The organism is Limnospira sp. PMC 289.06, from assembly GCF_032350395.1.
GTDB classification, from domain to species: Bacteria; Cyanobacteriota; Cyanobacteriia; order Cyanobacteriales; family Microcoleaceae; genus Limnospira; species Limnospira platensis.
The window spans coordinates 31,962-37,108 of sequence record NZ_JARPLC010000009.1 but is presented as its reverse complement, the minus strand read 5'-3'; the positions used below and the strand labels follow the sequence as shown (position 1 = coordinate 37,108).

At 49.1% G+C, this 5,147-nt stretch carries 3 protein-coding genes and 1 CRISPR repeat array (1 of these 4 only partly in view); of the genes, 2 read left to right on the top strand and 1 reads right to left on the bottom strand.

From position 1 onward, the window contains the following. Window positions 1-314 precede the first annotated feature (314 nt). The gene (locus P5674_RS03775; protein WP_006616466.1) at window positions 315-1,463 is read right to left on the bottom strand and encodes a quinone-dependent dihydroorotate dehydrogenase; all 1,149 of its coding nucleotides are present in this window, start codon (window positions 1,461-1,463) and stop codon (window positions 315-317) included. A gap of 171 nt (window positions 1,464-1,634) precedes the next feature. Here P5674_RS03775 and recN point away from each other — a divergent pair, with 171 nt between their 5' ends. Both recN and P5674_RS03765 read left to right on the top strand, forming a co-directional pair. Continuing rightward, the gene (gene recN / locus P5674_RS03770) at window positions 1,635-3,413 is read left to right on the top strand and encodes a DNA repair protein RecN (RefSeq protein ID WP_035736583.1); all 1,779 of its coding nucleotides are present in this window, start codon (window positions 1,635-1,637) and stop codon (window positions 3,411-3,413) included. A 54-nt stretch (window positions 3,414-3,467) separates the two neighbouring features. Further along, the gene (locus tag P5674_RS03765; RefSeq protein ID WP_315669808.1) at window positions 3,468-4,364 is read left to right on the top strand and encodes a calcium-binding protein; all 897 of its coding nucleotides are present in this window, start codon (window positions 3,468-3,470) and stop codon (window positions 4,362-4,364) included. 97 nt (window positions 4,365-4,461) lie between these two features. Further along, window positions 4,462-5,147: a CRISPR direct-repeat array (repeat unit 37 nt; unit sequence GTTTCCGTCCCCTTGCGGGGAATTGGTAGGGTTGGAC) (it continues 1,492 nt past the right edge of the window).

The window sequence follows — 5,147 nt, the reverse complement described above, 5'->3', positions numbered from 1 at the left end:
TGGAGAGATGGTGGCGTTGGGTTTCGTACCTCCACCCAACCTACTTCCCAAAACCGCAGCCATGTAGGTTGGGTGAAACGCAGTGAAACCCAACATGATGGAGAGATGGTGGCGTTGGGTTTCGTACCTCCACCCAACCTACTTCCCAAAACCCTAGCCATGTAGGTTGGGTGAAACGCAGTGAAACCCAACATGATGGAGAGATGGTGGCGTTGGGTTTCGTACCTCCACCCAACCTACTTCCCAAAACCGCAGCCATGTAGGTTGGGTGAAACGCAGTGAAACCCAACATGATTGAGAGATGGTGGCTAAATTTAATGGGGGTGAGAGTTGGCTAGACCTATGGCTTGGGAAATGTGGTTGAGTCCGTGGTCTTCTAGTTTGTGTAGGAGTCCGGTGAGAAGACGACGTACCATGAGAGGACCTTCGTAAACCCATCCGGTGTATACTTGAAGGAGACTAGCGCCAGCGGTGATTTTTTCCCAAGCGTCGTCGGCGGTGAAAATGCCACCAACGCCAATGATGGGAATTTCGCCGTTGGTTTGTTCCCATATATGGCGAATGACGGCGGTAGACCTTTCGCGTAGGGGTGCGCCACTAATTCCGCCGGCTTCGGAAGTTATGGGGTTTCCGGTTTGGGGTAGCCATTGGGTTTTTAGGTGGTCTCGACTAATGGTGGTGTTGGTGGCAATGATACCCGCTAGGTTATGGGTTCGGGCTAGTTTGATTATATCATCGATCGCCTCCCATTCTAGGTCGGGGGCAATTTTTACTAACAGGGGCTTCGATGGTGCTATGTTTTCCTGTTGTAGAACTGTTAGGATTTGATTGAGTTCTGTGCTCGCTTGTAGCGATCGCAAACCGGGGGTATTGGGTGAGGAAACATTCACCACAAAGTAATCACCTAGGTCTCGCAATAGCTGGAAACTCCCCAGATAGTCGCTGGCTGCTTCCTCTAGGGGCGTGATTTTCGATTTTCCTAAGTTAATGCCTAGGGGTATTGTGGGAGCTAGGGTAGAAGGGGTATAATTCTGTAAACGGTTGGCTAGGGTGGCAGCGCCTTGGTTATTAAACCCCATACGATTTAACACTGCTTCATCTTCTAGTAGCCGAAACAAACGGGGGCGCGGGTTTCCGGGTTGAGGGTGTAGGGTGACAGTACCTAATTCGGTACAGCCAAAGCCAAAACTTCCCCATAACCCCGCCGCCACGCCGTCTTTATCAAAACCAGCGGCTAACCCCACGGGATTAATGAAATTTAGCCCCCACAGGGTTTGTTGGAGTCGGGGGTCAACTAGGCTAAATCGAGGCTGTAGTTGGGATTCTAGCCAGGATAGGGGAAGGTTTGATTTGTGGGTGTCTATCCAATGGAGAAGTTCCAAGGTTTGATGATGGGCCCACTCTGGATCGACTTTCAGGCCTTTAAATAAAATCGGTTTCAGCAGGGATTGATACAGATCCACAAGCTACTACTACCCCCTAATTGACGACAATCAGCCAGATGGCTAAAATTTAGTGCATCTGCGACAGAAATTCAACCTCTGGTGGTATATGATTTTAAACTGAGTCGGGAACCAATCGGGTTGAAGGAACTGGGAAGGGTTGATTATGGACAATTTGCTACTATCGACTATATGTTGATATCACTGCGGATCGAAAATTTTGCCTTAATTGACCACCTGGACCTGGAATTGGGACCTGGGTTAAATGTGTTTACGGGGGAAACTGGGGCGGGTAAGTCGATTATTTTGGATGCAGTTGATGCGGTTTTGGGGGGAAAGGTCGATCGCCGTAGTATTCGTACAGGTTGCGATCGCGCGATTTTGGAGGCTTGCTTTGAGGTTAACCCGGATCTGATAGACTGGTTTCGAGAACAGGAAATTGACCTGGTAGATGGTTCCCTGGTGGTCTGTTGTCGGGAATTGGTGGTAAATCAGGATAAGTTTCGCAGTAAATCCCGATTAAATGGGATTTTGGTCAGTCGTACTATCATAGATGGTCTGCGCGATCGCTTTGTGGAAATTACCGCCCAAGGTCAGACGGTACAGTTGGGTAAACCTGCACTACAACGGGAATGGTTAGACTTGTATGGGGGAAGCAATACAATTGGCTTGCGCGAAAGGGTTAGCGAGGCTTATACGCGCGCTAGGGAGGTGCAAAACGCCCTCCAGAAGCGCCGCCAAGACTCGCAGCAACGGCTACAGCGTATAGATTTATTGCAATATCAAATTAAGGAACTGCAAAATGCTAATCTGACGGATGCGGGGGAGTTGGATGAGCTACAACAGGAACAACAGCGCCTCAGTCATGTGGTGGAGTTACAGCACCAGAGTTATGGGATTTATCAAGCCCTCTATCAGAATGATAAGGGAGAGGTGGCGGCGGCGGATCTATTGAGTCGGGCGGAAACTGTGTTGCGGGACTTGGTGGAATATGACTCGCAACTGCAACCTATTTTGGCTATGGTGGAAGATGCTTTAGCCCAAGTGACGGAAGCGGGACAGCAAATAGGGCGCTATGGTGAACAGTTGGAGTCGGACCCGGAAAGACTCCAGGAGGTGGAAGACCGCATTGCTGACCTTAAACAGATTTGTCGGAAATATGGTCAGACTTTGGCGGAGGTGATGGATTATTATAGTGCGATTGAGGAGGAGTTGGTGCAACTGGAGGATGGGGAAAATTCCCTGGAAACTCTGGAGAAGGCCTATTCTGAGGCGCAGGGGGAACTTAAACAAGCCTGCGACCTTCTCAGGGGGGAACGTGAAAAAATCGCCCGTGGTCTGGAAATTCATCTGATTCAGGAGTTGAAGCCTTTGGCTATGGATAGTGTGCGGTTTCAGGTGGAAATTACGCCGACTTCACCATCACCAATGGGGGCTGACCAGATACAATTCTGTTTGAGTCCTAATCCGGGTGAACCGATTCAACCTTTGAGTGAGACGGCTTCTGGGGGGGAAATGAGTCGGTTTCTGTTGGCGCTAAAAGCCTGCTTTTCCCAAATTGAGGGGTCGGGAACTTTGGTTTTTGATGAAATTGATGTGGGGGTGTCGGGACGGGTGGCTACGGCGATCGCTCAAAAATTATACCAGCTTAGTGATTATCATCAGGTTCTGTGTGTGACTCATCAACCTCTGGTGGCGGCTATGGCGGATCATCATTTTCGGGTGGCGAAGGTGGTGATTCCTAATCCTAACCTAAGTCTGGGGGGGTCTACGGAGGAGGAGGCTGTTAAACAGCGGACGGTGGTGCGGGTAAGGGCTCTGGATACTCCGGGGCGGCGGGAAGAATTGGCTCAGTTGGCCAGTGGGCGATCGGTTCAAGAGGCGATCGCTTTTGCGGAGTCATTACTGACCCAAGCGGCTACCCTCCGTCAACCCAGGACACCACCTTTGACACCGACTCAAGCCCTTTGAGAGAGTCCCTAGGTTCTAGCAGTTTATGTTATCGTCAAGATTGTCAAGCCGCCCATGCGAATTTTAGTTACTATTCCCCACTTTTTTAACTCCCAGGGAGATGCTACCCACGGGTCTCTCAGCAAGGACCCGCGACCAAGGTTAATTGGATTAACCATGGGTTTAACGGCATTGCGGGCACTGTATGACCAACGTCAATGTATTATTGATATTGGTAAATGTGAGGCTTTTGGGGTTAATCATGCTCAGGATAATAGGGTTGATATTCTCCTTTGTACTACCCAGGATTGTCACCTGCTTAATCAACTGCAACTTCCCCCTGAGTTTTACCGCCATTGTCCGACGGAAGCGGAACCGATGAAATTGGGGTTTGAGTGTCAGGACTTACTGCGATCGGGTCTGGGAAAGTATGATTATTATTGTTATCTGGAGGATGATTTAATTCTCCATGACCCGTGGTTTTTTATCAAGTTGGCTTGGTTTAATGCTTATGCGGGGGATGATTGTCTTTTGCAGCCTAACCGTTATGAAGTATCCCCCTACGGACTTATTAATAAAGCCTATGTTGATGGGGATTTATTACCCCATGTGACGGCGAAGTTTCAAAATATACGCGATCGCCCCCAATTGGTGGGTAAGGTGATGGAGCAACCCATTCAATTTAATCGCAGTTTAAACCCCCACGCTGGCTGTTATTTTCTCAACAATAACCAGATGGAACATTGGGTCAAACAACCTTATTTTTTAGACCGAGATAGCAGTTTTGTGGGTCCCCTGGAAAGCGCGGCAACTCTAGGAATTATGAAGAGTTTTAGGATTTATAAACCCGCCCCGGCTTATGCGAACTTTTTGGAAATTCAGCATTTTGGCTCGACTTTTTTAAGTCTCATTGGTAAGCAGGTGAAGTTAGGAAATTCCCCCCACCAAACCCATGGAGAAGTGGAAGGTTAATTGATGGGAAATATCTTCTACTGACACTGTTTCCCTACCCTACCCCCTCATTAACAAGACTTCACCCTGGGGGCTTTTTAAGACTCGGTTTTCTCGCCTTTCCTTCCCCTTTTGGGGAATTGGTAGGGTATGACTTTGGAAAATCACAAAATGCGATCGGCATTCCCTAGCCGTTTCCGTCCCCTTGTGCTTAATTGGTAGGGTTGGACATCACTTGTTATGATGTGCTATCACTTGTGATGATGTGGTCTAACGTTTCCGTCCCCTTGCGCTTAATTGGTAGGGTTGGACCCGCGTTGACAGAGGCGAAATGCGAGCAGGTGTTGTGCGTTTCCGTCCCCTTGCGCTTAATTGGTAGGGTTGGACGGATTATAAATGGGATGCCGAGTACTATCGGCTGGTTCGGATGGTTTCCGTCCCCTTGCGCTTAATTGGTAGGGTTGGACCGTAACCAACCGTCTGATTTTCCCATCCACGATCCAAGGGGGCTCCGTTTCCGTCCCCTTGCGGGGAATTGGTAGGGTTGGACCATTTCAGGAGGTGTGCAAACCATAGACAAAACCAGACTTGTTTCCGTCCCCTTGCGGGGAATTGGTAGGGTTGGACCTCCTTATTAAAAAAAAAGAGAGAATAATTTTCTCTCTTTGTTTCCGTCCCCTTGCGGGGAATTGGTAGGGTTGGACAAAGCCGACTAGATGAAATCACCAACCAATACGAACCCGTGTTCGTGTTTCCGTCCCCTTGCGGGGAATTGGTAGGGTTGGACGCAGCACTCCAGGCGCT

What these genes read in the sequence shown, in the direction of transcription:
- recN (WP_035736583.1), top strand. Translation starts at nt 1,635, where the DNA reads ATGTTGATATCACTGCGGATCGAAAATTTTGCCTTAATTGACCACCTG.
- P5674_RS03765 (WP_315669808.1), top strand. Translation starts at nt 3,468, where the DNA reads ATGCGAATTTTAGTTACTATTCCCCACTTTTTTAACTCCCAGGGAGAT.